The organism is Streptomyces sp. NBC_00162 (genome assembly GCF_024611995.1).
GTDB lineage: Bacteria > Actinomycetota > Actinomycetes > Streptomycetales > Streptomycetaceae > Streptomyces.
The window spans coordinates 8,176,917-8,201,473 of record NZ_CP102509.1 but is presented as its reverse complement, the minus strand read 5'-3'; the positions used below and the strand labels follow the sequence as shown (position 1 = coordinate 8,201,473).

The window sequence follows — 24,557 nt, the reverse complement described above, 5'->3', positions numbered from 1 at the left end:
GGCCACCTGTGGCGTAGTGAAGGCACTCACGCTCAATTCGGAGGACAGGAAGTTCAGCCGAGGCCGGGGACGGTGGACACCAGCAGGTCGATGAGCTTGATGCCGACGAACGGCAGGATCAGGCCGCCGAGGCCGTAGACGCCGAGGTTGCGGCGCAGCAGGTCGTGCGCGGAGGCCGGCTTGTAGCGGACGCCGCGCAGGGCGAGCGGGATCAGGGCCACGATGATCAGGGCGTTGAAGATGATCGCCGAGGTGATGGCCGAGGTCGGGCTGCTCAGGCCCATGATGTTGAGGGATTCGAGTCCCGGGTAGGCCGCGGTGAACATGGCCGGGATGATCGCGAAGTACTTCGCGACGTCGTTGGCGATGGAGAAGGTCGTCAGCGCGCCCCGGGTGATCAGGAGCTGCTTGCCGATCTCGACGATCTCGATGAGCTTGGTGGGGTTGGAGTCCAGGTCCACCATGTTCCCGGCCTCCTTGGCGGCCGAGGTACCGGTGTTCATCGCGACACCGACGTCCGCCTGCGCGAGGGCCGGGGCGTCATTGGTGCCGTCGCCGGTCATTGCGACGAGCTTGCCGCCCGCCTGCTCCCGCTTGATGAGGGCCAGCTTGTCCTCGGGGGTGGCTTCCGCCAGGTACTCGTCGACGCCGGCCTCGGCGGCGATGGCGCGGGCCGTCAGCTCGTTGTCTCCGGTCACCATGACCGTACGGATCCCCATGCTGCGCAGCTCCGCGAAGCGCTCCCGGATGCCCTCCTTGACCACGTCCTTGAGATGGATGATCCCGAGCACCCTCGGGCCGTCCCAGTCGTGGACCGCCACCAGCAGAGGCGTGCCCCCGGACTCCGACACGGTGGCCGACCACGCCGCTGCTTCCGGCGGTACGGTCCCCCCGCGCATCGTCACCCAGTCGCAGACCTGAGCCGTCGCGCCCTTGCGGATGGCGCAGCCGGCGCCGTTGGGCCAGCTCAGGTTGACGCCGCTCATCCGGGTCCGGGCGCTGAACTCGGTGAACCGCGGATTGCCGAGGTCCTCCGCGGCGGCCGGCTGCAGTCCGTACTGCTGGGCGAGGGCGACGACGGACCGGCCTTCGGGCGTCTCGTCCGCGAGCGAGGACAGCTGGGCGGCGTCCGCCAGCTTGATGTGGTCCACGCCGGGCAGCGGGATGAAGGCCTCGGCCTCGCGGTTGCCGAGGGTGATGGTGCCGGTCTTGTCGAGCAGCAGGGTGTTCACGTCTCCGGCCGCCTCGACGGCGCGTCCGCTCATGGCGATGACATTGCGCTGGACGAGCCGGTCCATGCCCGCGATGCCGATCGCCGACAGGAGGGCGCCGATCGTGGTGGGGATGAGGGTGACGAGGAGGGCAACCAGGACGGTCGTGGATTGTGCGGCGTGCGCGTAGGCGGCCATCGGCTGGATGGCGACGACCACCAGGATGAAGATGACGGTCAGCGCGGCCAGCAGGATGTTCAGCCCGATCTCGTTCGGGGTCTTCCGCCTGGTGGCGCCCTCGACCAGGGCGATCATGCGGTCGATGAAGCTGTTCCCCGGACGCGAGGTGACCCGTACGACGATCGAGTCGGAGAGCACGGTCGTTCCGGCGGTGACCCCGGACCGGTCGCCGCCCGACTCCCGCAGCACGGGGGCCGATTCGCCGGTGACGGCCGACTCGTCCACCATCGCGGCCCCGTCGACCACATCACCGTCGGCCGGGATCGGCTCGCCGGCCTCGACGAGGACGAAGTCGAACGGCTGGAGTTCGGCCGGCGTGACGACCTCGGTCTCCGCGCGGCGCAGGTTCGCGCCGTACGTCCAGTGGTTCAGCCGCACCGCGACCGTGTCCGTACGCGCCTTGCGCAGCGATTCGGCCTGGGCTCGGCCTCTGCCCTCGGCAACGGCCTCGGCAAGGTTGGCGAAGAGGACCGTCAGCCAGAGCCAGACGCTGATCACCCAGGTGAACACCGACGGGTGGATGAGCGCCGAGAGCGTGGTCAGCACGGATCCGACGGCGACGACGAACAGCACCGGCTTCTTCACCAGTTCGCGCGGGTGGAGCTTGCCGACGGCCTCCCGTGCAGAGGCGGCGAGGAGCTCGGGGTCCACCATGTTCACCTGGCCGGATCGTTTCCTGGACGGTCGGTTGACCGGAGTCCGCGGAGGGGTCCCGAGACCCGGAGGAACGTGCTGCGCGGCGGCGGGAGGCATGAAGCGACCTTCTGGATGGGTTCGGAGGCGTGGCAGTCCTGGCAGCTCGTGGCCAGGACGCGGGAGAGAGGTGTCGCCGCCGGGGACTGTCTCCATGGACCCCCTCGGCCGTCATGTGAGTACTCGAGGTCCCCGGCGGCGCAACAGGCAGGAAACTACTGCCCGTTCCGCAGGAAGTGCCCATGCGGACACGGGAATTGGCACCCTCTTGACGGCGGCGTACGGGACGCGTCAAGCCGTCGTCAGAGGTGCGTCAACGCGCGTCGGCCGTGATGCGGAAGCGCAGCCTGCAGATCACGGCGTCGGTGTCGCGGCGGACCGCGTGGGCGACGACGGAGCCGCGCTGGTTCTGGAGCAGCCGCTGCCACAGGTGGGCCGGTTCGGTCTCCGGGATCAGGACGGTCACCTGGGCATCCGGGTGGGTCTGCGCGAGCTTCCGCACGTACGCCGACAGGGGGCGGCCGAGCGAGCGGGTCTCCGAGGAGAGCTCGATCAGTTCGACCCCGGGCTTCCACAACTCCCAGTCCCGCCGAAGGGCTTCAGCGGTCTGGCGGTCCTCGGGGGCCGGGTGGGTGACGGTCACTGCGAGGACTTCATCACCGAGTGAGCGAGCGACGGTGAGGGCCTGGCTGGTCAGGCGGGACAGACCGGAGACGGGGACCACCACCACGGAGCAGGAGCGCTGCGGGGCCTGCGGGATCCGGCCGAGCTCCAGGCGTTCACCGATCTCGGTGTACGCGCGGTGGATCTTCTCGAAGCCGAGAACGAGCAGCGGCAGCGCGACGACGATCAGCCAGGCGCCCTCGGTGAACTTGGTGGCGGTGACGACGACGGCCGAGACGCCGGTCAGCAGGGCGCCGAAGCCGCCCAGCGCCGCCTTCGGCTGCCAGCCGCGCGGCCGCGCCCCGTACCAGTGCCGGACCATGCCGACCTGGCAGATGGTGAAGCCGATGAAGACGCCGATGGCGAAGAGCGGGACGAGGGTGTTGGTGTCGCCGCCGGAGAACAGCAGCAGGACGGCGGAGACGGCGGCCAGGGCGAGTACGCCGTGACGGTGGACCTGGCGGTCGGCCTTGAGCGCGAAGACGTGGGGCAGGTGGTTGTCTCGGGCCAGGAGGCCCATCAGCACGGGCAGCCCGCCGAAGGAGGTGTTCGCGGCCAGCGCGAGCAGCACCATGGTGGCGAACTGAACCACGTAGAAGGCGGCGTTGTGGCCGAAGGATGCGTCCGCGAGCTGGGCGAGGACGGTCACGCCCTCGACCGGCTGGAGGTGGAAGCGGCCGATGAGGATCGACAGGCCGATCAGCATCACGCCCAGGAGCGCGCCGAGGGCGACCTCGGTGCGCTGGGCGCGGCGGGCGGCCGGGGCCCTGAAGGAGGGCACGGCGTTGGCGACGGCCTCGACTCCGGTCAGTGCCGAACAGCCGGCGGCGAAGGCCTTCAGCAGCAGGAGCGCGCCGACGGTGGTCGCGCCCTCGCCGAGGGCGGATGCGTGCCCCGCAGCGGAGGCGGTGCTGACGGGACCGTCGCGGAAGAGGCCGACGACGACCATCGCCAGGATCGACCCGACGAACACAGCGGTGGGCACGAGGAAGGCCCTGGCGGACTCCACGACCCCGCGCAGGTTCACCGCGGTGACCGCAACCAGGATGCCCAGGCAGATCCACACCCGCTCCCCGTACAGCTCGGGGAACGCCGAGGTCAGGGCGGCCACGCCGGCCGTGACGGACACGGCCACGTTCAGGACGTAGTCCAGGACCAGGGAGGCCGCGGCGACCAGACTCGTACGCCGGCCCAGATGGCGTTTGGCGACGGCGTAGGAGCCGCCGCCGTCCGGGAACGCGGCGATCACCTGCCGGTACGAGGCCACCAGCACCGCGAGGAGCGCGGCGATCGCCAGGGTGACGGGGAGGGTGAAGCCCATGCCGTAGGCACCGGCCGCTGACAGGACGAGCACGATCGACTCCGGCCCGTACGCCACGGACGCCATCGCGTCCAGCGACAGCGCCGCCAGTCCCTGGAGGGCGGTCAGCCGGTGGCGGTCCCCTGCCGCCAGTGTCCGTACGCCGGTATCAGGAGGTTCCTCCGTGCCCGGGGCCTGTCCTGCTGTGCTCGGCTTTCCCATGTCTATGGACATCTTTCGCTGTTCCTCCGATGGACAAAGTGAGGACAGCGTCGGAATGCCATGGCCGGATCACCAGTGTTCTTGGCGTTATCCATACGGCCGCCGCTCGAGTCTTCACTCGCCCTTGATGCCGAGGCGGGAAAGTCGTAGGAGGTGCGTCAAGACCTCGCCGGGGTATGCGGCTGTCCCTCCGACAGGGGGCAGGGTTGCGCGGGCTGAACGCGTTGGCCGGAGGTCAGCTGTCGGCTTTGAGGGCGTCCAGGTGCCGTCGCAGTACCTGCCGGAGCAGTTTCGGTGGATAGCGGTCCGGCAGCAGCGTCGCCTGGAGAGTGAGTCCGTCGAGGAGGGCGGCCAGTCGCGTGCTTTCCAGTTCGACGTCCGTGCCGGCCGGCAGCCCGCCGGCGCACCGGGCTTCGTGCAGCACGCGCGACATCAGGGTGTGCAGGTCGGCCTGCATCTCGGCTGCGCAAGGCAGCAGTTCGGGGCGGGTGTGCGCTGCGGAGGTGAAGGCGAGCCAGAGTGCGGCCTCTTGACGTCGGGCCTCGTCCAGGGGGAGGAACTCGGCGAGGAGCTCTTCTGTTGTGGCCCGGCGGTCGGTATGGCCGTCAGGAGCCAGGAGCCGCTCGGCGTGGGTGCGGATGCGGTCGCCGATGCGCTGGCTCAGCTCCCTCATCGTGAAGGTCATCAACTCGTCGTGGTCGGCGAAGTAGTGGCGGACCGAGCCGATGGCGAGTCCGGCTTCATCGGCGACGTTGCGCAGCGACGCATGCTCCAGCCCCTGCCGGGCGGCGACGGACAGGACGGCCTGCGCCACCGCTCTGCGGCGGGCGACGGGATCGACGATCTTTGGCACATTGCTGTTATAGCACGACCGGGCTAACATCGTTTTAGCTCAGTCGTGCCATAAAGATGGGTGGTATCTGCGTGAACCCCTGGCTGCTCGCCATGATCATCGCGGTGGTCGTGATCGCGGTCGTGATCAAACGGATGATCGGTGAACCGGTCAATGCAAGGGACCTATTCGCGGCCCCGGTGATCCTTACCGGGATCGGCGTCCTGTCCCTCGCCAAGATGCCGGATCTGACCGGCACCGACCTCACCTGGGTCATCACGGGCGCCGCCCTCGGCGCGGCACTCGGCGCATTCCGCGGCGCCACCGTTCAACTCGTCGACAAGGGAGGCGTCCTGTGGCAGCGGTACACGGGCCGCACCTTCCTCGCCGTGATCGGCACCCTGGCGGTCACAGCCGGCTTCAGTGTCCTGGCGGTGAAGATGGGCATGCACGAGAACGCACGCCCTCTGCAGCTCTCCATCGGCGTGAGCTTCCTCGGCGAGTCCCTCATGGTCGGCCGCCGCGGCCTGGCTTCGGGAATCCCCTTCGCCCCGGCACGTACTCGCAGGATTCATGACGTCAGCCGCCTCCGGCAATGAGGGTGGGCATGCCCAGATTGACCACTTGGCGCCTGCGGGCCTCCGCTTCGTCAAGCTGTGCGATCTTCTCCCCAGCGCTGGTCAGGGTGACAGGGTGACCTGAAGTCCTTCGATCCCACCGAGCGGGCCTTCTCGCTCAGCCTCGGCGATGCGGTCGATCTATGCAGGGTGTGTCGAATGCGCGGCCGCATGCGCCGATGGAGACTTTGCCTCGTTCGAAGTGGCCGCGGAACTCCTGCCATTCCTCAGCGGTGGGACTCGGCATTCCTCTCCCGGGCGGAGGGACCGGCGGCCTCCGCACGGGGTCGGACCGGCCCCGCGGTGGGCAGGGCCTAGGATGCCTGGGTTCGACCGGGCAGGACATCGGGGGTACGTGGCATGAGCGGTTACGGCAGCGGTGGGTACGGTGACCCGGCGGGCGGCGCCGCGAACCCGCCTCAGGGACACCCCTACGCTCCACCGGTCCCCCCGCAGGGATACCCGTACGCACAATCCGGCCCGCCGCCGGGATACCCGTACGCACAGCCCGGCCCGCCGCCGGGATACCCGTACGCGCCGACCTACCCGCCGATCCCGCCTCCGCGAGCAGAGCCGTCGCGAGCCCGGAACATCCTGCGCGGCCTCTACAACCCCCTGTACGCCGCCCAGCGGACCTTCCGGCCCTCGCGCCCCGGGATCGTCGAGGACCGGGAGGTCCGCAAGCTCCAGTTGTGGCGGACCGGGCTGGGACTCCTCGCCTGGGTGGGCCTGATGGTCACCTACAACGCCGTCGCGAGCGCCACCGACGTCCAGGGCGTGGCGAGCGAACGCCTCGACCAGAGCTGGTCCAGCGTCCTGGTACTCGTCTGCACCTTCCCCCTGGTGGTCGGCGCCTTCGTGGCAGCCGCGCGGGACGGGCTGCGCCGGGTGTACCTGCGTCGGACCCTGCGCCCGCTCGGCTCGGTATTGGCCATCATGATGTCCATGGGCACCGCCGCCCTCGCCATGGCCCCGGAGTTGGCGGGTCTGCGGGATGCCGTGGGGATGCCCGGGAAGATCGTCATCGCCGTGCTGTGCCTGTGGTCGATCGGCTTCGCCCTCTACGGCATCGGCCTGTCGCTGGTGCACGTCTTCCGCACCGCCGACATCCACGAAGTGCTGCCGCCGATCCTCGCCTGCGTCCTGGTGTGGGAGATGGCGCTACTGGACGTGATCACCGGGGCCTACCACCAGGTCCCGACGGGTGCCCGGGTGGCCTTCATCCTCGGCGCCCCTGTCACGGTGACGGCCCTGTCCTGCTGGGAGCTGTACCGGCTGCGACGCAACCACGGACTCACGCTCCGTACGGCTCTGCGACGCTGACGCCTCCCGCCGTCCGCCGTCCGTCCGCGCCGCGTGGCCGTTCACCGGGCGGCGCGCCGAGGGCGAGGTAGATGGTCGCGCTCTTGTCGTAGCGAGTGGCCAGGCCGCGCCACTGCTTGCGCTTGGAGCGGACTCCCGGCTTCCGGCGGGCCACCGCCACCGGACCGACAGCTCCCGGCATACCGCTGCACCACGGCCCCGGGTGTGTCCGCCAAACAGCACAACTTCACCCCGCGCATAGCCGGGTTCCACGGCCTGGAGCGGGACGAGTACTAGCTTGTGGGACGGCGGCGGCCGCGTCCGTTCATACTGCGCGAGGGCGGCACCCGATCCAGCTCCGTACGTCGAGCGGGTTCCCCGAGGAGGACAGATGCCGGGCGATGCGGCGACTCTGTGCCAGAAGGCCAAGGACGCCTTTGCAAAGGCCAAACTGGAGACAAAACGCAAGCTGAAGGAGCTGAACGACGCCGAGCGCAAGCTAGGCGAGTTGGAAGCCGCACAGCCCCCGGACACGGCGGCGATCGAGGCCCAGAAGGCCGAGGTCGGCCAGGCCCTGGCCAACTGGAAAGCGGCGCGAAAGGAACAGAAGGACCGCCAGGAAGCGGTGGACGACTTCTGCAATCCGTAGCGCGGACGGATGGGGCGGGTCGCGGTTACCCGGACTGCCCTTCGGCGTACCTCAGCCGCTGGTAGGCGGTGCCTTCGCCAGGGCTCGTTCCGCTCCGAACCCGCCCCCGCCCACACGGGTCAGGCGCTTGACAGAGATGACGGGCGTCGAGCGGCCGCAAGCTCGAGTCCCCCAAGTGGCTTTGGACGCGAGGTTCTCGTGAACAGAGCCACCGGTCATTGCCCGATTGGGCGCCAAGGTCTGCCCCCGCAGCCTTCGTCGTACGCCGCCACCCGCGTGTATCAAGGAAACTTGCAACGTTAACCGTGGGGATGGTGCTCAGTGCGGACGCAGCGCAACGACAGATCGGGCGACGAGAGGAAGCCGGACCAGGGCCCCGCCTCAATGAGGGGGCGTCCGCCGCGCAGGGACGGGGCGAGTCAGGACCGCAGGGACTGCTCGCGCTGCAGAGTACGGCGGGCAACGCAGCCGTGGTCCAGATGCTCCGGCAGGCCGGCCATCAACGGGCCCTGGAAGAGCACCAGCACAGTGACAGTTGCGGCCACCAGAGCACCGCACAGCCCGCCGTGCAGCGCTCCGCCGTCCACGACGTCCTGCGCGCCCCCGGCCGGCCCCTGGACGACGCCACCCGCACGGACATGGAATCCCGCCTCGGGGCGGACTTCTCGGACGTCCGCATCCACACCGACAGCGCCGCGAAGGCCTCCGCAGCCGAAGTCGGTGCCCGCGCCTACACCTCGGGCAGCCATGTGGTCGTCGGCCAGGGCGGCGCCGACAAGCAGACCCTGGCTCACGAGTTGACGCACGTCATTCAGCAGCGGCAGGGGCCGGTCGCCGGCGCTGACAACGGTGCGGGCCTGCGGGTGTCGGACCCTTCCGACCGGTTCGAGCGGGAGGCAGAGGCCAACGCCCGTCGGGTGATGAGCCGCCCCGCCCCGCAGGGCGGCCTCTCGGGCGCCGACGCGCCCCCAGCGTCGGGCGGTGGGGACTCCGCGTCGTCGCCCCCCGTGCAGCGGGTCTTCCAGGGTGACCTGAGCAGTTACGACACCGCTCAGGCGATCAGGGAGCTGAAGGAGCAGGTCCCGGGTTCGGCACCGAAGTGGAGTGCGGTCAACGCGGCACGTACCGGCGCGACGGCCTACGACAGCCTCGGCGGCCTCGCGTCGGCGCTGGGTCTCCAGCCGCCGCAGCAGTCCGGGGACACGTCGGCTTCGGGGGTTGTTCCGGCGTCCACCACCCCGGCCACGACCACCCCGGCCCGACCCCTGCGGCCGGCGCCCAAGCCCAAGCCCAAACCGACCGGGCTCACCACGGCCGGGCAGCAGTCGAGCTCCACGGCCACCCAGCAGCAGGTCCCCTCGACGCAGGCCCCGGCACCGCACGCCCACACCACCGCGCCTCCAGTGCCGGTCGAGGAGCGGGAGAAGGGGGTCGCCGAGCAGGTCTCGGTGGAGGACTTCGCGGCGAACTCCGCGCAGGCCCGGGACGAACTGGAGATGGAGCGCGCCGCTCCCCGCAAGTACCTGCGCCGACGGGCCGCAAGCCAGTTGAACGACGCGGTGTTCCAGCAGATGGCCGGATCCGTGAGGCTCAACAACAAGGCCCAGATCATGCCGCACCTCATCGACCAGCTCTACAGCTGCCTGGAGTGGACCGGCCGGGCACCCATCGCGGTCTTCACCCATGAGGCCCAGGGCAGGGGCGACCTGATGCTGGGCGTCAAGACCGCCGACGCGTTGCGCGAGAACTTCCCGCGGACCGAGGAGAACAAGAACGACATCGCACTGCTGACCGCCGAGGCAGCGCACAAGAAGCAGCCAGGCGTTTTCAACGACTCCGGCCACCCGTTCACGGTGCTCGACGGCGCCACTCCCACCGCTCCGCAACTCGGTCCCGGCAAGGCCCCCACCCACACGGTCGTTGCCCCGCAGCTGGCCGCTACCAAGAACTTCCAGCAGAGCGTCCACAAATGGGGCAGCACGGTCTCCGCGATGACCGAGTACTCCAAGAAGGAGTCGCTACCGCCTGGCGCCGCCGGGACCGGCTACACCACCGGACTCGGTGCCGGAGAGGTCGGTATCACCTTCGACGCCGGTCTGCGGTCCTACAAACAGAACCAGGACAGCATTGCGGGCGAGGAGAACAAGCGGGCCGCCCGGTTGGAGAACCTCCAGGCGCTCAAGTCCAAAGGTCTACTGACCGCGCTCTTCCCGGAAGACCAGGAGCAGGCGGCGAAGGAGTATGCTGCCGCCGCCACTTCCCGGCTGTACTTCGCCTACTCCAACAAGAGCGCGATGCGGTTCGCGCTCACCGTGGCCGAGGTCGAAAACGGCAACAACAACGACGTGCACGTCGTCCAGTCCTCGCCCACGCAGATGCCGGCGCTCGACGACACCATGAAGCGCGACCTCGCGGGGCTCGGGGTGGCCAAGATCCGGCTGGTGGAGGTGTCCTCCGAGAAACCGGCCCCGACGATCACGGTCCAGGACACCGGCGGCGCCGGCAAGACAATGCACTGGATCACGACCGAACGGGTCCCGCACGACGACATGCTGACGCTGATCAAGGCGAGCGAGCCGATCGTGATGACGACCGGCAACCAGAGCACCTCCGAGGCGCTGTCGGCCGGCAAGACCATCATGTACGAGAGCATCGGCATGGAGCAGAGCAAGGCGTTCCGGCAGTCGCTGTACGCCGGCGCCGGGGTCAAGCAGCCGGACATCGACAGCATCGCCGCCGTCAGCCGGGACTTCGACCAGCGGGGTACACCGGGACCCGGCCAGCCCCAGTTCAAGGCCGCGGCGGCAGCTCTGCAGAACATGCAGCAGGAAGGCAGGATGGGGGCTTTCAGCGACCAGGCCTCCGCCACCAAGGACCTCGGCCGCTGGATCGGCGGGCAGCACCTGCGCGACTTCCTGATGAAGACCGACCTCGCCTCCGGTCTGCAGAGCAGGGAAGAGAAGCTCAAATCGGACTACCGGAAGCCCGATGCCTACAAGAGCTTCGTCGACCACCTCCTCGGACTCCCGGGCAGCGAGTAGCAGCTTTTCCGACGGAACTGGGCGGCACCCATCGGGTGCCGCCCAGTTCCGTCTCCCGGGGCGCCCGGCCCACTCGGGTGGACTCGCCGGGTACATCGCCGCGTTCGACCGGGACGAGTGCCTGGCCTTCGACGAGCTTCTCACCGCCGGCGAAGTCGACGAGTACCGGAACGACCTGCACCAGCTCACCTCACGTCCGCATCCGGATGCCGGCGATCAGCGAACTGTTCGCCCGCCACAGCCCCGCGGCCCGCACACACGCGGCAGCAGGCCGTCAGGTACGCGGGCCGACACAGCCGCCCGCCCTAGGCAAGCCCCGTCCGAGCCGGCCCACGCCTTTCGCTGCTCGGCCGGCCAGGGCCCCCGACTCCTCGGCACAAGCAGAGTGTGGCGCGCGATACCGACGACGGTCCGATGCCTGGCCGTCCGGGTGAGGGTGGACCGTTCCTGCACCTCACCCTCCCCGCCGCGGCACCGGCCGGTCGCTAGCGTCGGCCGCACCCTGGCGGCATCCCCGGCCCGGTCACCGCCTATCCGGGCTGGCCTACAAGAACGAGAGCACCATCGACACCACCGCCCGCGAATGGGGCTTCAACCGGACCCGGCACCACCACACCCGGTTCACGCCGCCCTTCCCGCCGGAGGACACTCAGGCGTACACGATCGCCAGCGACAAAATGATCATCACCGGGTTCCGGGGCACCGAGCCGGCGCAGATCCGCGACTGGCTCTCCGACGCCACCACCCCGCCCTGGCCAGGACCGGGAAAGACCGGCTACATCCACTACGGCTTCGGCCAAGCCCTCGACTCCGTCTTCCCCACGGTCAAGGACGCCCTCGCCGACCTGCGGGACAACGACCAGAGCGTGTGGTTCACCGGCCACAGCCTCGGCGGCGCCCTCGCGATGCTCGCCGGCTGCCGCATGTATCTGGAAGAGCCGCGCCTGCAGGCCGACGGCATCTACACCTACGGCCAGCCCCGCACCTGCGACCGGCTGCTGGCTGCCTCCTGCAACAGGGGCTTCAAGGACCGCCTGCACCGCTACGTCAACAACAACGACATCGTCCCCCAGCTGCCGCCCGAGCCTGCCTACACCCACGCCGACACTCTGCACTACATCGACTCCACAGGCCGCGTCCGCTCCTCGATGCCGCTGCTGGGAAGCCTCACCGACCGGGTCAAAGGCGCCACCGCCGACCTGTTGGCCCCCGCCGGCGACGCCCTGCGCGACCACGCCGTCAAGCAGTACGTCACAGCGCTGGAGAAAAACCTCGCCTGAAATCCGGCAGGGCGCGGCGTCCTGGCAGTCGGCAGGGAGCAACTCGGCCGCCACAACCGGGTGAAGCCGTCGGACGTGGGCTGCGGGCGGCCTGGCTTGCCGACGTCTCGACCGCCTCGCCCCCCAGCACACGCCCGAAGCGAGAACGGCCCGTCCACTGGACGGCCGCCACCCCTCCGCGCTGTACGGGCCGGCCGTCGGCCTCGGTTCGACAAGACCGACTGCCACGTGACCTGGATATTTGTCCGAGTCAGGCGCCTTCGTCGGTCCGCCCACAAGGCCGTCCGGATTACGTGGCGTTCTGACCCCGGCCCTTCCCCGGGTGCTGGCCCGACTCGTCGCCCGACTCGTGGCCGGGATTCCTGCCGGGCTCCCTCCCCGAACCTTGGTCCGACGCCTTGCCAGGGTCCGGGTCCTGGCCCGGCTTGCTGCCCGGCTCGCCGCCAGGCTCCTTCCCAGGCACCCGATCCGGCGTATGGCCGAGATCCTTCCCCGGGTCCTGGCCCGGGCCGTCGCCCGACTCGTGGCCGGGATTCCTGCCGGGCTCCCTCCCCGAACCTTGGTCCGACGCCTTGCCGGGGTCCGGGTCCTGGCCCGGCTTGCTGCCCGGCTCGCCGCCAGGCTCCTTCCCAGGCACCCGGTCCGGCGTATGGCCGAGATCCTTCCCCGGGTCCTGGCCCGGGCCGTCGCCCGACTCGTGGCCGGGATTCCTACCTGGCTCCCTCCCCGAACCTTGGTCCGACGCCTTGCCGGGGTCCGGGTCCAGGCCCGGCCTATTGCCCGGCTCGCCGCCAGGCTCCTTCCCAGGCACCCGGTCCGGCGTATGGCCGGGGTCCTTGCCTGGGTGCTGGGCTGGGTCGTTCTCCTTGTTGCCGTCCCTGTCGGGCTCCCTGTCCTTGTCCTTGTCCGTGGACTTCTCCACTGATCCCGGATGGGGCGAGGGCAGGACCGGGTACGGCGAGTCGGGTGTGCGGCCCTCCGGCGGAGGTATCTCGCGGTCATGCCTGCCCCACACGTCGCCGCTCTGGCGCCCATACCATCCCTTGCGGTCCTGGTCGAACATCGTGACGGTCTTCACCGGCTTCTCGGCGGGTTTGACCGCAACGCGATCGGAGGACTGGAACGATGGCCACGCCTTGCCCCTGTAGGTCTGCCTGCCCTTGACGGCGACGGGCGGGGTCAGGGGTTGCCGCAGGAGCAGCGGACTCGAGGCATGCCGCGGTCGTCGACCAGGACGGGCGTGCCGGCCTGCAGGATCGCCTGATAGCCAGTGGACGCGCCGTTCCTGTACCCGTGGTTGGTGACCCGGGTGTCCCAGCCCAGCTGAACGGGCGTCAGAGACCGTAGATAGGAGGGGATGTCGGGCTGTCGGATGCCCAGGGGGGCGGCGAAGGCCTTCCCCTTGTCCGATTGCTGCGTGAGGAACGTGATCTGCCTCTCGACGTCGCAGCTCGCGACGTTCCGCGTGCCCCCGTACAGCCCCGGGTGCGCACCGTTGACCTCGAGGGTGCGCGTCCCGCTCGTACCGTCCTTTGCCTTGCCCGCGGTCGCGGGTGTGACTCCGGCGTCCTTGGACTCCGTGGCCGTCGAGGGGGTGAACGGATCGGGGCCGGCCGCCGAGGCGGCCGTGAGGAAGACCTCTCCGCCGGCTGCCTTGTTCCCGCCCATGACGGTGACGGCGAAGACCACCGCCGTCGCCAAGACCACCGCAGTGCTCGCACTCAGGACGGTTCCGCGCGAACGCCACCCCCGAGCCGACCCTCGGCGGCGCCGGCCCGGCTCACCTGACTCGCCGCTGCCGGGCGGCGGACCTGCAGACCTCGGCGGGGGCGGAGGTGCTGGTGGCGGCGGAGGCGGTGGCCCCGCTGATGGTGGAGGCCCTGGCGGCGAAGTCTGCCCATTGGTCGGCCGACCGGACAGCGGACCGGCCGGGGGGCCGGTGGGGCGCTCGGACGCAGGAGGAAGGGAGCTCACGACACTCGCCCCCCGACGTAGGACATCGGGAAAATCACGACTATTCGCATGCGCTGGCTCCTTATCGCAGTTCCGTTCCCGCGAGAAAAAATGAAAAGGCGGCCAGACGGGCCCCTCTCTCCACCAGTGGACGCGGTTGGGCCCACCTGTCGTGCGTGAGCCCATGTCTTGATTAAGCCCCTGGCCTCGGTAGGCGTCATGTTGCGGATTTTCGGGACTTGACAGGCGACAGTGGCCTCACTAGGCAGATTCGCCCGCTTCCCCAGTGCGTGACGAACGACGATGGGAGATGGGGGCGCGACGCGCGGACGGAGGTCGGGCCGCGGTCGTCTTCGGCGTCGGGCCTCGACGCGATACGCCGACCGCCAGGGCGTAGGCTTCGCTCAGCATGGACGCGGCGGGGGCGGGGCGCATGAGGGCAGAGACGGCACACAGGTGGGGCGCGACCCTCGATTCGGTCGTGGTGTACGCACAGGGCGCGGTCTGCCGCCGCCTGGCGCGGGGCGTCGTGCCGCCTGACGGCCGGGTGCGGGTGACGGGACTGCCCCTCTCGCTGGACCCCGGCTCGCTGCGGGCCCGAGTCCTGGGCGCCCCCGGGGTGCGCGTCACCGAGGCCAGGGTGGAAGTCGAGGCCGAGCCGCTCGGCACGGGCACGCCCGACGCGTTGCGGCGCGAGGTGGAGCGGCTGAGCGACGCGTACGCGGCAGCGCAGGGCCGCCGGGACCGACAGCTGAGCCGGATCGAGGAGGTCAGGGCCCTCCACCCGGTCCCACCCGAGCGCAGCCCCGAGGACCCGCACCGCCGCACCCCGGTCGACGCGTGGCTGGAGCTCGCCGACTTCGTCGACGAGCGGTTGAAGGGACTGCAGGACCGCCTCGTCGAGCTGGAGGAGGCGCTGCGCGACGTCGGGCACGAGCTCTCCGCCACCGCCGACCGGCTCGCCCGCGCCTCCACCGACGCACCGTCAGCGCACGTGGAGACCACTCCCTGCGCGGTTCTGACCCTCGACGGCGCCGGTGACACCGAGGTGGAACTGGAGTTGGAGTACGGGGTGCCGGGCGCCGTCTGGGTGCCGACGTACCGGCTCACTCACCGTCAGGGCGACGGCAGCGGCCGTCTGGTGCTGCGTGCCTCGGTCGCCCAGCGGACCGGCGAGGACTGGACCGGCGTGCGCATAGCCCTGGCCACCGCCGATCTCCGGCGCCGCACCGGCCTGCCGAAGCTCCGCTCGATCCGCATCGGACGCCGTCAGGCCGCCCCCGCGCCTTCCGGCTGGCGCGAGCCTCCGGCGGGGCTCGCCGGCCTGTTCGCCGGGTACGAGGCGGCCGGCCCGCGCCCTGCCCCGACCGCCGCTCCTGTCGCCGTCGGGGCCGGATCCGCTTCCCTGGCTGCCGCGGGCGGCCCCGCATCCGGTCCCGTTCCGCCACCGGCGCCTCCCCCGCCGCCGGCACCGCAGGGCTACGGCGGTCCGCCGACCGCGTTCCCGATGCCCGGCGGCGTCGACGGGCTCTCCCCGGAGGTCTACGGCGGCGCGATGCCCACCCTCGCGCGGCAGGCCCCGCCGCCACCGGCCGCCAGGCCGCGTACCGGCGCCGGATCCTTCGCAGGAGCACCCGCCCCCATGGCACCTGCGGCTCCCGGCCGGGCTGCGCCGCCCCCTCTCCGGCACCGGTGACCGGTCCGCCGCGGCCGAGCGGCGCCGAGCTGGACTACGCCGCCCTCGTGCTGTGCGGCCCGGACGAGCAGGGCGCTCGCCGGGGCCGGCTGTTTCCCGGCTCCCCCACCGACCCGGTGGCGGCCGAGCACCGCCGTCGCGCCGAGGCGGTGGCCGCGCTGCCACTGCCCGGACAGGCCGTGCGGCCGCGCGAGTCGGCCGGGTCCTTCGACCACCGCTTCGATGCCGCCGCCCGCGCCGACGTTCCCTCGGACGGCACCTGGCACACCGTCACCGTCGCCGAGATCCCGGTCGGCCTGCGCACCGAGTACCTCTGCGTGCCGTCGGTGGAGCAGACCGTGTACGCGACGTTGGTGCTCTCCAACGCAACCGACCAGGCACTGCTGGCCGGACCGGTGGAGGTCATCGTCGACGACGACTTCCTGCTGACCGCCGCACTGCCCACGCTCGCCCCCGGCGGTGTCCGCCGGGTGGGGCTCGGGCCCGCCGAAAGCATCCGGGTCACCCGCCGTACGAACCTCCGCGAGTCGACCTCGGGCCTGCGCAACAACACCACCGTGCTCGACCACCGCGTCCACGTGGAGCTGGCGAACCGGCTCGCGCGTCCCGTCACCGTCGAGGTCCGCGAGCGGGTGCCGGTGACCTCCGAACCGGATGTCCGGATCGAGGAACGGGCCGACTGGACGACACCCGAGGAAGGCACCGGGCCGGAGCACCTGGCCCCGGGCACCCGCGTCTGGCGGCTGGACCTGCCCGCAGGCGCCACCGCCGCCCTCGACGGCGGCTACGAGATCCGCATCCCGACCGGCAAGGCCCTGGTCGGCGGCAACCGCAGGAGCTGACGCACCCCATGTCCACGGCCCCGAAGCCGATCGCCCTCCCCGTCACCGCCGTCACGTGCCTCGAGGATCGCGCCCATGTCGAGCGCGCCGTCGTGCTCGACCTGGCGGCGGGGGTCCAACGGCTGCGTCTCGGGCCGGTCAGCGCGCTGGCCGTCGACCGGACCCTCCATGCGGAGCTGACCGCCGGTTCCCCCGCGACCGTGCTCGACGTGCGGATCGTCCGCAGCTGGACGCCCCGCGGGCCGCTGCCGTCCGCCGACGACGACTCCGCCCTGCGCCACCGCGTACACGCCCTCGGAGAGGAGCAGCTGGCCCTGGGGCGGCGACGCGACCGGCTGCACGCCCGCCTCGGCCTGCTGGGCCGCCTCGCCGCCGATCTGCTGCGGGAGATCGGCGAGGGCGCCGGCTCCGGGGAGACCGAAGGGACCCGCTGGGCCCGCGAACTGGACCGGGTGGACGACGAACGCGATACGCACGGCGAACAACTGCGCACCGTGGAAGCCCGGCTGGCCGCCCTCGCCGCCGAACTCCGGGACGTCCAGCACGCCGTGCACGTCTCCGACGAGGAGCCCGCCGAGCTGGTCGGCCACATCGAGTTGACCGTGGAGGCCACGGCCGCCGGGCCGGCCGAACTGCGCCTGAGCCACCTCACCCCGTGTGCGCTGTGGCGGCCCGCCTACCGGGCCGTGCTCGACGGGGACGCCCTGACGCTGGAGACCGAGGCGATGGTCTGGCAGCGCACCGGTGAGGACTGGTCGGACGTACGGCTGACCTTGTCGACCGCCCGCTCGGGGCTGGCCACCGACCCGCCACGGCTGGGCGAGGACCGGCTGACGCTCAAGGACCGCTCCGCAGCCGAGCGCCGCACCGTCGACATCGAGCTGCGCGAGGAGGAGATCGGGGCGCTCGGCCCGGCCCCGATGCTCGGCCTGCCGGGGGTGGACGACGGCGGCGAAGCCCGCGTACTGAGCTCCCCCGCGCCGGTCTCCGTGCCCGGGGACGGCCGCGCCCACCGCGTGCCGCTCTCCGTCTTCACCACGGCCGCGAGCAGCGAGTACGCCTGCTCGCCCGAGGTGTCTCCGCTGGTCACCCAGGTGGTGCAGTTCGACAACCGGTCCGGCCACGCGCTGCTCGCCGGGCCGGTGGACCTGGTCCGCGGCAGCGGATTCAGCGGCCGCGGCACGCTGGACTTCACCGCTCCCGGCGGCCTCGTCGAGCTCGCCTTCGGCAGCTGCGACGACCACGCCGTGGTCCGGGAGACCGAGGAGGTCCGCGATTCCGCCGGAATCATGCAGCGGACCGTGGTCACCCGCACGGTCCGGCTGCACCTGTCCCGCTTCTCCGCCCCCGGGGAGCGCGGCGATCGCGTGGTCGTGCTCCGGGAGCGGATCCCCGTCTCCGAGGTCTCGGCGGTGGAGGTACGCCTGCGGAAGGATGCCTGCTCCCCGACGCCCGAGGAGGTCGACACCGAGGGCATCGCCCGCTGGGACGTCACCCTTCCACCCGGCGGCCGCCGCACGCTCACCCTCGTCTACGAGCTCTCGGCGAGCGCCAAAGTCGCCGGGCTCTGAGCGGGGCAGTCCACTGCACGCATGCACTGTGGCTCCTGCTGGAAGCACCCGAGCACCCGACATATCCGCGAGGAGGCCGGCGGGATCCGGCAGCCGCAGTGGGGCCCTGCGGCTGCCGGACGACTTTCCCGGCCCCGCCGGCCTGGCTACGCGGCGCCCGTCATACGGGCGAACACCACCACGTTGCTGTCGTAGTAGTGCTTCTTCGGGTCGAAGTCGCCGCCGCAGGTGACCAGGCGAAGGCCCGCGTGGTCGAGGTTCTTGTAGACCTCCAGCGTGGGGAACTCGGCCTTCGGGTACTCCGCGACCCGGTCCACCGTGAACGTGACCGTCTTGCTGTCCCGCCGGGTCACCTTGATGGTGTCACCGGCCTTCATCGTCTTCAGCTTCTCGAACACGGCGGATGCTCCGTTCCACGTGACATGCCCGGCGATGACGGCCGGTCCCTGGGAGCCGGGGGTCGGACCCGGCTCGTACCAGCCCGCGAGCGCGGGGTCCTTCGGGGTCTGCATGGTGCCGTCCGCGTTCTGCCGCAGCGTCTCCAGGGAGCTGGACAGGCCGAGGGAGGGGATCGTGATCTTCTGCGGCTCCGACCGGGCGAGGACGGGCCCGGCCTGGCCCGGACCCGTGCCCGTACCGCTCTGCGATCCGCCCTCGGGTGACGCGGAGTCACCGTCGGCGGGTGCCTTCCCGGTGGGAGCGGCGCCGACGGCCCCCGGTGCCCCGCCCTGGAGGGCTTGCCCCTCAGGGGCGGGGGCTTCACCGCGTGCTGGCCGGCGCACCCCGCGAGGAGCAGCCCGGCGAGGGCGGCGGCCACCAGGGGGCCTGCGGTCCGGCGGCGAAGGGGCCGTGCGGCGGATGCGGCCAGCGCCGGGGCCGGCTTCACGCGCCGCCCTCGGTGGTCTCCCCGCGGACGGGGACGACAGCGGCCCTCTTCCGCACGACGGCCACCACGCCGGCCACCACGGCGAGTACGGTGATCGCCGCACCGTCGCGCACCGTCACCGGCACGGCCGCGTGCTGCGGAGAACCGCCGCCGGTCTCGATGCCGCCGACCGGGATGGACCCCACAGCCGCGCCCTTGACCTCTCCGCAGTTGGTCGGAGCCGTGGCCTCCTGGGGTAGCTTCGGGTCGAGCTCGCTCTTGCCGGCCCCCTCGAAGTCGTACTTGCCGTTCTTGTTGCGGTCGATGCCGTGCTGCACGACGTGCAGGTCCTTGATGTGGTCGACCACGTCCTGGCCGACGGCGATCGTCCGCTTGTAGGAGACCTTGCCCTGCTTGTCGGCGACGGGCATCCGCTCCACGGCGAGACCGCTGGTGGCCTTGGTGTCGCCGGCCGTGGTGAGTGAGATGTTGATGTCGCCGTAGTCATGCGTGGCCTCGGTGTTGCTGAGGACCCCGTCGCCGTCGGTGTCGTCGGTGGCGTCCGGGCAGTGGAAGTCGTGCCCCTTCGTCGAGCCGTGCAGATGCTGGGCCGACGGCTGTCCGGGCACCATGCCCTCGGACTGGATTTGCACGGTGAGTTGGTTGCCTTTGAGGCTGAGCATGACCGTACCGCTGGAGCCTGATTCGTTCAGTTGCGCCAGATCGATCTGGTAGGCCTTTCCGCCCTCCGCGAGAGCGGGTCCAGGAAATCCAAGAGTCAGGAACACGGCGGTGGGTACGGCGGCAAGTATTGCGAGGCGACCGGTGCGCTTGACTATCACATTCGCTCCTGTTCCCTGGATCCCCAGGGAGGGAATCGCAGATCGTACGGTTGAAATGAGCCCCTGGTGAGGGCCTCACTCCTTCTTTGGCGCCCCGAGCCGAACGGCAGCGCTTCCGTTCGGCGGATTCCCGGCGCGACCGAGTCCCGCACGTTACGGACTTAGACCGTGTCCTACATGGTGAGGTTGAGGAAGCGTTTGTAGCAGCAGATGGCTGCGGCCAGGCCGAGAAAGGCCAGGTAGTTGCCGGGGTTCCGCTCATAGCGGTGGTTGAGCCGGCGGTAGCCGGTAAGCCAGGACATCGTCCGCTCGATCACCCACCGGCGGCGACCCAATCGTTCGCTGGACTCGATGCCCTTGCGGGCGATGCGGACCCCGATCCGCTTGCCCCAGAGCCATCGCCGCAGGTGGGGGATGTCGTAGGCCTTGTCCGCGTGGAGTCGTGTCGGCTTGGAATCGGCTGCGTGGGATTCGTGTCCCATGTGGAAATGAGACAGCATCGGCTTCAGCCCGAGGCTGTCGTGGGTGTTCGCCGCGGAGAGTCCGACGCGTAGGGGCAGTCCATCCGCGTCCGACAGGACGTGCATCTTGGAACCTGACTTGCCCCGGTCCACGGGACTCGGACCTGTGAGTTCGCCCCCTTTTTAGCGCGGACGTGTGCGGAGTCGAGTACCGAACGGGAGAGGTCGACCAGGCCCTGTTCGTCCAGGAGCTGGAGGACCTTCTGGTGAAGCCGGCCCCAGACCCCGGCCCGCGACCAGATGACAAACCGGCGGTGCACAGTCGACTTCGACGCCCCGAAGCACGGAGGCAGGGCCCGCCAGGCGCACCCGCTGACCAGCACGTAGATGATGGCGGCGAAGACCGCCTCATCATCGATGTTCGCGATCCCGCCACCTTGCGGCCGGACCCGTGCCGGCGGCAACAACGGCCGCACTATCTCCCACAGTCCATCCGGAACGATCCATCCCCACCGTCCACTCCCCATGCCCACCACAACGGTCAACGAGCCATGTAGGACACGGTCTTATACCTCCGGCGGGGCCTGCCCGTTCTCGAAGGTGTTGCGAAACCCGACAATGCGAAGTCCCGTATTCTGCAGGCGGCTCGATGTGGAGCTCGATGAACAAGCCTCGCTGCTGAATGTGCACAGGCGGGCAAGGCATTCCTCCATCATCCCCGTCGCCGTGTTCGGTCCGGTCCGGTCCGATCCTTTGTAGTCGGTCTGGCGGCGGCCGGGCGAATAATTGGCCTCTGATGCTAAGAAATCAGCGCCCTGTGCTCAGATCCTGGGACCGCTCGGTACTGCCATCGACGAGAGGCCGGCCGGTCCGCCTGGGCGTATCTGCGTACGGACGCGGCAGCAGTTCAGCGGCCGGCACCGAGGGCACAACAGCCGGAACAGCCCTGGCGTTACACCGGGCGGCAGGCGCCGCGGCTCTGGCAGCGGGGCAGCACTGGCGTCACGCGGGCCGGTTGTCGCGGGTGCATGGTTCCGGGCCTGATCCAGTACTGCTCGCCGCTTTCCTCGTCGGTGAGCTCGGCCTCGCCCTCCAGGCAGACGACCGCTTCGATGTGGTTGGCGTACCAGATCGAGGTTTCCGTCCCGGCCGGACGCGTACCAGGCGGCCCACGGACAACCGACGGTCGTCGGGCCGGCCTCCCGAACCACCCTGGCCCGCCCTGCGGGTCTCTCCGGCCCGGGGCAGGGTGGGCAGCTGGGGCGGCCGGTATCCCGGTGCCCGTTCCACAGCGGCACGGACCCACCAGGCGCGCGGTGGCCTCAGTCTTCGCTTCCGACACCGCGATCGGGTGCGCTCATGTCCCCCGTCGCGGGAGTGCCGTCGGCGAGCCCGTAGCGCAGGTACACGGTGCCCTTCGGGCTGGCTACCGGGGGTGCGAGGAGCCTGACGTTGGTGGGCACCGCGCCGTCGTCGAACACCTTCTTCCCGACGCCGAGCACGATCGGGTGCAGCCAGAGGTCGAGACGGTCGAAGAGCTTTTCGCGCAGGAGGGTCTGAACGAGGTTCAGGCTCCCGACGACCTTCACGTGCTCGTGCCGGTCACGGATCTCACGCACCGCGTCGGCGAGGTCCGGGCCCAGCTGCGTGGACCCGGCCCACGAGAGGTCGGGCCTGCCGCGGGAGGCCACGTACTTCGGGACGCTGTTGAAGAGCGTGGCGATCTCGTTGTCCTCGCCGCCCTCCTGATGCGGCCAGTAGGCGGCGAAGATGTCGTACGTCCGCCGGCCGAGCAGAAGGGCGTCCGTGCCCTCGTACGCGGCACCGACCTGCGCCCCGGCGACCTCGTCCAGCAGGGGCGCCTGCCAGCCGCCGAACGGGAACCCCACCGGGTCCTCGTCGGGGCCGCCGGGCGCCTGCCCGACGAGGTCGAGGGTCGCGAACAGCTCGATGTGGATGAGGCCCATGGCTTACTCCCGATGAGTCGGTTGTCTCCGTCAAGAGATAGACCTGCGGGCGCCCGCAGACTCATCGCCGCGACGCCGGCTTCACCCAGTCGGGCGGAATGACCACGAGGCCGCCTCGCCGGTGAACGGTGAGGGGACCTGTCCGTTTCTGACCGCTCCCCGCGCAGCGGTGGAGCGCCCACGCGAGGGTGTCGGTGATCACGGGCACCGCGATGGGATCGCCGAGTTCGGCTATGCGGGACAGATGGTCGGCGGGGAGGGGCCCGTGCAGGCCCGGTGCGTCCCACGCGGCCTCTCTGCGTGCGATCGGCGAACTCGACGATCGCAGTGGTCCTCTCGGCAGGCGTCGGTCGTAGGACCTAGCTTTCGAAAGGTTCGAAGCGGGCGTCGGCCGCGGGCCAGGCCCGGTCCATGAACGACGCCCGGTCGAGGCCGTCGACGCAGCGCATCAGGAAGTCGGTGAAGGTGCCGCTGGTGCGGTACCACTCCGCACACTCGCTGCCGACCACGATCTCCCAATTGCCCGGATCCGGGTCGCTGGCCAGGAAGTAGTACTCGCTGCTGTGCTCGTCGTGGCCCCAGGGGATGAGCCCGCCAGGGTCGGGGTGGAAGGGGAAGGGGTAGAGGTCCTCCCACCCCCTCCGTGCCTCGCGCCAGCTGTCGAGGGACCAGAACCCTCCAGTTCGGCCGGGGTCATGAGACCCGTCGGCCGGTCCAGGTCCCCGCACCCTGAGCGAAAGCCGGTCGAGTACCGCCGGGCAGTGCCGTAGGGTGGGGTTCACCGACGCGGGGTGGAGCAGCTCGGTAGCTCGCTGGGCTCATAACCCAGAGGTCGCAGGTTCAAATCCTGTCCCCGCTACTGATGGAAGGAAGGGCCCGGATCCTCAGGGATCGGGGCCCTTCTGCCGTGTCCCAACGTTTAAGGCTGGTCGGCCAGTACCTGAATCTCGTCGGTGCTGGCGGAGTTGAATGTCTCGCGGTAAGTGCGCGGCGGTACCCCGACGCGTGCCTTGAACAGGGTCCGGAAGTTGGCCGGCGTGCCCAGGCCGCAGCGCCGTGCGACAGCCTCGACCGTCAGGTCACTCGATTCCAGGAGTTCCCGTGCGAGGCCGAGCCTTGCGTCGAGCAGCCAACTCATGGGCGGCCGACCGGTGTCGGAGTGGAAGCGACGGATGAGGGTGCGGCGGGACGTGCCGGCCTGGCGCGCCAACTGGTCGACGGTGACTGGCTGGTGCAGGTGGCGCAGGGCCCACTCGTACACGGGCGCCGTTCCGCCGGAGGCGTCCGCGGCCACCGGCAGGTCGGCGAACTGGGCCTGACCGCCGGTGCGGTGTGGGGCGGTGACCAGCAGGCGGGCCTGCTGGTTCGCCAGGCGGGCGCCGTGATCGCGGCGGATGAGATGCAGGGACAGGTCGAGCCCTGCGGCGACGCCGCCTGAGGTCAGCATCTGGCCTTCATCGATGTACAGCTCCTGCGGCTGAACCGTCACCTGCGGGTACTGCCGGGCCAGCGCCGCGGCGTACCGCCAGTGCGTGGTGGCCCGGCGGCCGTCGAGCAGGCCGGCGGCGGCGAGGGCGAACGCCCCCAAGCAGATGGACACCATTCGGCTGCCGCGGGCCGCCGCCTCCGCGAGCGCGGCGGTGACCGCGGCGGAGGGTGGGTCGGGCTCCAAGTACCCCGGGACCATCACGGTGTCCGCGGTCCCCAGGGCGTCCAACCCATCGGCGACGGACAGTGCCGGGCCTCCGTGCACCGAGACCAGCCCAGGCCGTTCCGTGCACACCGTCATCGAGTACGGCCCGTCCGGCCAGCTTCCGAAGACCTGCAACGGAATCCCGATGTCGAGTGCGAGGACGTTCTCGAGCGCCACCACGACCACGTGGTGGCTGCCGCCGGAGGTGTGAACTCCCATGGCACGATTCTATCGCTGCATGGCACGAGTGCCACTGACTCCCTCACTCTGTTCGTGCCTACGGTCATTTCATGACTGATGGAGGCGCTTTCCTGCCGTCACTGCCGGACGTGGTGGTGGTGGCCCAGCGGACCGGCGAGGACGCCTCACCGGTGCGGTCCGCCGCCTCACTGCCACCCCGGCCAGGCACATCGAACCTCACGACGAACGGGCGCTACGGGAAGCACCGGAACGTCTGGCCCGCGGCGACCGAGGAGCTCATCAAGCAGGTCCAGGAAGCCGCATGGACCCGCACGGTGTGATCCGGCACCGGCGAACGCCGGCCAAGGCCAGGGCCCGTCACGCCGACACCACGCGACCGGCGCCCCGTCAGCGCTCCACAGCCGCGGCTCCCACCA

18 protein-coding genes, 1 tRNA gene and 2 pseudogenes are annotated in these 24,557 nt (G+C 70.5%); 9 read left to right on the top strand and 12 right to left on the bottom strand.

What is annotated here, in order from left to right:
• Nucleotides 1-53 precede the first annotated feature (53 nt).
• The 3 genes from kdpB to JIW86_RS37835 all read right to left on the bottom strand — a co-directional run bounded on the left by kdpB (nucleotide 54) and on the right by JIW86_RS37835 (nucleotide 5,182).
• Nucleotides 54-2,204 (bottom strand): potassium-transporting ATPase subunit KdpB, encoded by a 2,151-nt coding sequence (gene kdpB, locus JIW86_RS37845; protein ID WP_416237644.1) that lies wholly within the window; start codon nucleotides 2,202-2,204, stop codon nucleotides 54-56.
• Nucleotides 2,205-2,457: 253 nt separating this feature from the next.
• Nucleotides 2,458-4,341 (bottom strand): APC family permease, encoded by a 1,884-nt coding sequence (locus JIW86_RS37840; protein ID WP_257558836.1) that lies wholly within the window; start codon nucleotides 4,339-4,341, stop codon nucleotides 2,458-2,460.
• A 223-nt stretch (nucleotides 4,342-4,564) separates the two neighbouring features.
• Nucleotides 4,565-5,182, bottom strand: coding sequence for a TetR/AcrR family transcriptional regulator (locus JIW86_RS37835; RefSeq protein ID WP_257558835.1), 618 nt, complete (start codon nucleotides 5,180-5,182; stop codon nucleotides 4,565-4,567).
• Nucleotides 5,183-5,253: 71 nt separating this feature from the next.
• Here JIW86_RS37835 and JIW86_RS37830 point away from each other — a divergent pair, with 71 nt between their 5' ends.
• Together JIW86_RS37830 and JIW86_RS37825 are read left to right on the top strand one after the other, a co-directional pair.
• Nucleotides 5,254-5,760: a DUF1453 domain-containing protein gene (locus tag JIW86_RS37830; RefSeq protein WP_257558834.1), complete on the top strand. Its 507-nt coding sequence runs from the start codon at nucleotides 5,254-5,256 to the stop codon at nucleotides 5,758-5,760.
• Between the two features lie 378 nt (nucleotides 5,761-6,138).
• Complete coding sequence (locus JIW86_RS37825) at nucleotides 6,139-7,101, top strand: hypothetical protein (RefSeq protein WP_257558833.1); 963 nt, start codon at nucleotides 6,139-6,141, stop codon at nucleotides 7,099-7,101.
• Here the strand turns inward: JIW86_RS37825 and JIW86_RS37820 are convergent.
• Nucleotides 7,073-7,282, bottom strand: a complete 210-nt coding sequence (locus tag JIW86_RS37820; RefSeq protein ID WP_257558831.1) for a hypothetical protein — start codon at nucleotides 7,280-7,282, stop codon at nucleotides 7,073-7,075. The two genes, JIW86_RS37825 and JIW86_RS37820, sit on opposite strands and share 29 nt — an antisense overlap.
• A gap of 189 nt (nucleotides 7,283-7,471) precedes the next feature.
• Here JIW86_RS37820 and JIW86_RS37815 point away from each other — a divergent pair, with 189 nt between their 5' ends.
• From JIW86_RS37815 to JIW86_RS37805, 3 genes are all read left to right on the top strand, one after another.
• Complete coding sequence (locus JIW86_RS37815) at nucleotides 7,472-7,729, top strand: hypothetical protein (protein WP_257558830.1); 258 nt, start codon at nucleotides 7,472-7,474, stop codon at nucleotides 7,727-7,729.
• Nucleotides 7,730-8,208: 479 nt separating this feature from the next.
• Nucleotides 8,209-10,770, top strand: a complete 2,562-nt coding sequence (locus JIW86_RS37810; RefSeq protein ID WP_257559601.1) for a DUF4157 domain-containing protein — start codon at nucleotides 8,209-8,211, stop codon at nucleotides 10,768-10,770.
• Between the two features lie 677 nt (nucleotides 10,771-11,447).
• Complete coding sequence (locus JIW86_RS37805) at nucleotides 11,448-12,050, top strand: lipase family protein (RefSeq protein ID WP_416237643.1); 603 nt, start codon at nucleotides 11,448-11,450, stop codon at nucleotides 12,048-12,050.
• 289 nt (nucleotides 12,051-12,339) lie between these two features.
• Here JIW86_RS37805 and JIW86_RS42245 read toward each other — a convergent pair.
• A pseudogene (locus tag JIW86_RS42245) lies at nucleotides 12,340-13,718 on the bottom strand (DUF6777 domain-containing protein).
• Nucleotides 13,719-14,436: 718 nt separating this feature from the next.
• On the opposite strand from JIW86_RS42245, the pseudogene JIW86_RS37795 reads away from it, so the two are divergent.
• A pseudogene (locus tag JIW86_RS37795) lies at nucleotides 14,437-16,541 on the top strand (DUF4139 domain-containing protein).
• Between the two features lie 8 nt (nucleotides 16,542-16,549).
• Entirely contained in the window at nucleotides 16,550-18,112 is a 1,563-nt protein-coding gene (locus tag JIW86_RS37790; protein WP_257558824.1) for a DUF4139 domain-containing protein, read from the top strand.
• Between the two features lie 146 nt (nucleotides 18,113-18,258).
• On the opposite strand, the gene JIW86_RS37785 is transcribed toward JIW86_RS37790, so the two are convergent.
• From JIW86_RS37785 to JIW86_RS37760, 6 genes are all read right to left on the bottom strand, one after another.
• Nucleotides 18,259-18,894, bottom strand: coding sequence for a class F sortase (locus JIW86_RS37785; protein ID WP_257558823.1), 636 nt, complete (start codon nucleotides 18,892-18,894; stop codon nucleotides 18,259-18,261).
• A 100-nt stretch (nucleotides 18,895-18,994) separates the two neighbouring features.
• Complete coding sequence (locus JIW86_RS37780) at nucleotides 18,995-19,819, bottom strand: hypothetical protein (RefSeq protein WP_257558822.1); 825 nt, start codon at nucleotides 19,817-19,819, stop codon at nucleotides 18,995-18,997.
• Nucleotides 19,820-19,992: 173 nt separating this feature from the next.
• Nucleotides 19,993-20,807, bottom strand: a protein-coding gene (locus JIW86_RS37775; RefSeq protein WP_257552171.1) for an IS5 family transposase whose coding sequence is annotated in 2 segments (ribosomal slippage) — nucleotides 19,993-20,465 and nucleotides 20,465-20,807 — 816 coding nt in all. Because the reading frame shifts where the segments join, the coding sequence is not laid out codon by codon here.
• Nucleotides 20,808-21,232: 425 nt separating this feature from the next.
• Nucleotides 21,233-21,586 carry an ectoine synthase gene (locus JIW86_RS42240; protein WP_416237704.1) on the bottom strand — a complete coding sequence of 118 codons (354 nt, stop codon included), beginning with the start codon at nucleotides 21,584-21,586 and terminating at the stop codon, nucleotides 21,233-21,235.
• Between the two features lie 16 nt (nucleotides 21,587-21,602).
• Nucleotides 21,603-22,247 carry a dihydrofolate reductase family protein gene (locus tag JIW86_RS37765; RefSeq protein ID WP_257558821.1) on the bottom strand — a complete coding sequence of 215 codons (645 nt, stop codon included), beginning with the start codon at nucleotides 22,245-22,247 and terminating at the stop codon, nucleotides 21,603-21,605.
• Nucleotides 22,248-22,606: 359 nt separating this feature from the next.
• Nucleotides 22,607-23,029: a hypothetical protein gene (locus tag JIW86_RS37760; RefSeq protein WP_257558819.1), complete on the bottom strand. Its 423-nt coding sequence runs from the start codon at nucleotides 23,027-23,029 to the stop codon at nucleotides 22,607-22,609.
• Nucleotides 23,030-23,032: 3 nt separating this feature from the next.
• Between JIW86_RS37760 and JIW86_RS37755 the strand changes: the two genes are divergently transcribed.
• Nucleotides 23,033-23,106 (top strand) — tRNA-Met (locus JIW86_RS37755).
• A gap of 60 nt (nucleotides 23,107-23,166) precedes the next feature.
• Here the strand turns inward: JIW86_RS37755 and JIW86_RS37750 are convergent.
• Nucleotides 23,167-24,159, bottom strand: coding sequence for a GlxA family transcriptional regulator (locus JIW86_RS37750; protein ID WP_257558818.1), 993 nt, complete (start codon nucleotides 24,157-24,159; stop codon nucleotides 23,167-23,169).
• Nucleotides 24,160-24,230: 71 nt separating this feature from the next.
• On the opposite strand from JIW86_RS37750, the gene JIW86_RS37745 reads away from it, so the two are divergent.
• Entirely contained in the window at nucleotides 24,231-24,461 is a 231-nt protein-coding gene (locus JIW86_RS37745) for a hypothetical protein (RefSeq protein WP_257558816.1), read from the top strand.
• Nucleotides 24,462-24,557 lie beyond the last annotated feature (96 nt).

Excerpts from the sequence above, each read along its gene's own strand:
- kdpB (WP_416237644.1), bottom strand. The coding sequence starts at position 2,204 with ATGCCTCCCGCCGCCGCGCAGCACGTTCCTCCGGGTCTCGGGACCCCT.
- JIW86_RS37840 (WP_257558836.1), bottom strand. The coding sequence starts at position 4,341 with ATGTCCATAGACATGGGAAAGCCGAGCACAGCAGGACAGGCCCCGGGC.
- JIW86_RS37825 (WP_257558833.1), top strand. The coding sequence starts at position 6,139 with ATGAGCGGTTACGGCAGCGGTGGGTACGGTGACCCGGCGGGCGGCGCC.
- JIW86_RS37820 (WP_257558831.1), bottom strand. The coding sequence starts at position 7,282 with ATGCCGGGAGCTGTCGGTCCGGTGGCGGTGGCCCGCCGGAAGCCGGGA.
- JIW86_RS37815 (WP_257558830.1), top strand. The coding sequence starts at position 7,472 with ATGCCGGGCGATGCGGCGACTCTGTGCCAGAAGGCCAAGGACGCCTTT.
- JIW86_RS37810 (WP_257559601.1), top strand. The coding sequence starts at position 8,209 with ATGCTCCGGCAGGCCGGCCATCAACGGGCCCTGGAAGAGCACCAGCAC.
- JIW86_RS37805 (WP_416237643.1), top strand. The coding sequence starts at position 11,448 with ATGATCATCACCGGGTTCCGGGGCACCGAGCCGGCGCAGATCCGCGAC.
- JIW86_RS37790 (WP_257558824.1), top strand. The coding sequence starts at position 16,550 with ATGTCCACGGCCCCGAAGCCGATCGCCCTCCCCGTCACCGCCGTCACG.
- JIW86_RS37765 (WP_257558821.1), bottom strand. The coding sequence starts at position 22,247 with ATGGGCCTCATCCACATCGAGCTGTTCGCGACCCTCGACCTCGTCGGG.
- JIW86_RS37750 (WP_257558818.1), bottom strand. The coding sequence starts at position 24,159 with ATGGGAGTTCACACCTCCGGCGGCAGCCACCACGTGGTCGTGGTGGCG.
- JIW86_RS37745 (WP_257558816.1), top strand. The coding sequence starts at position 24,231 with ATGACTGATGGAGGCGCTTTCCTGCCGTCACTGCCGGACGTGGTGGTG.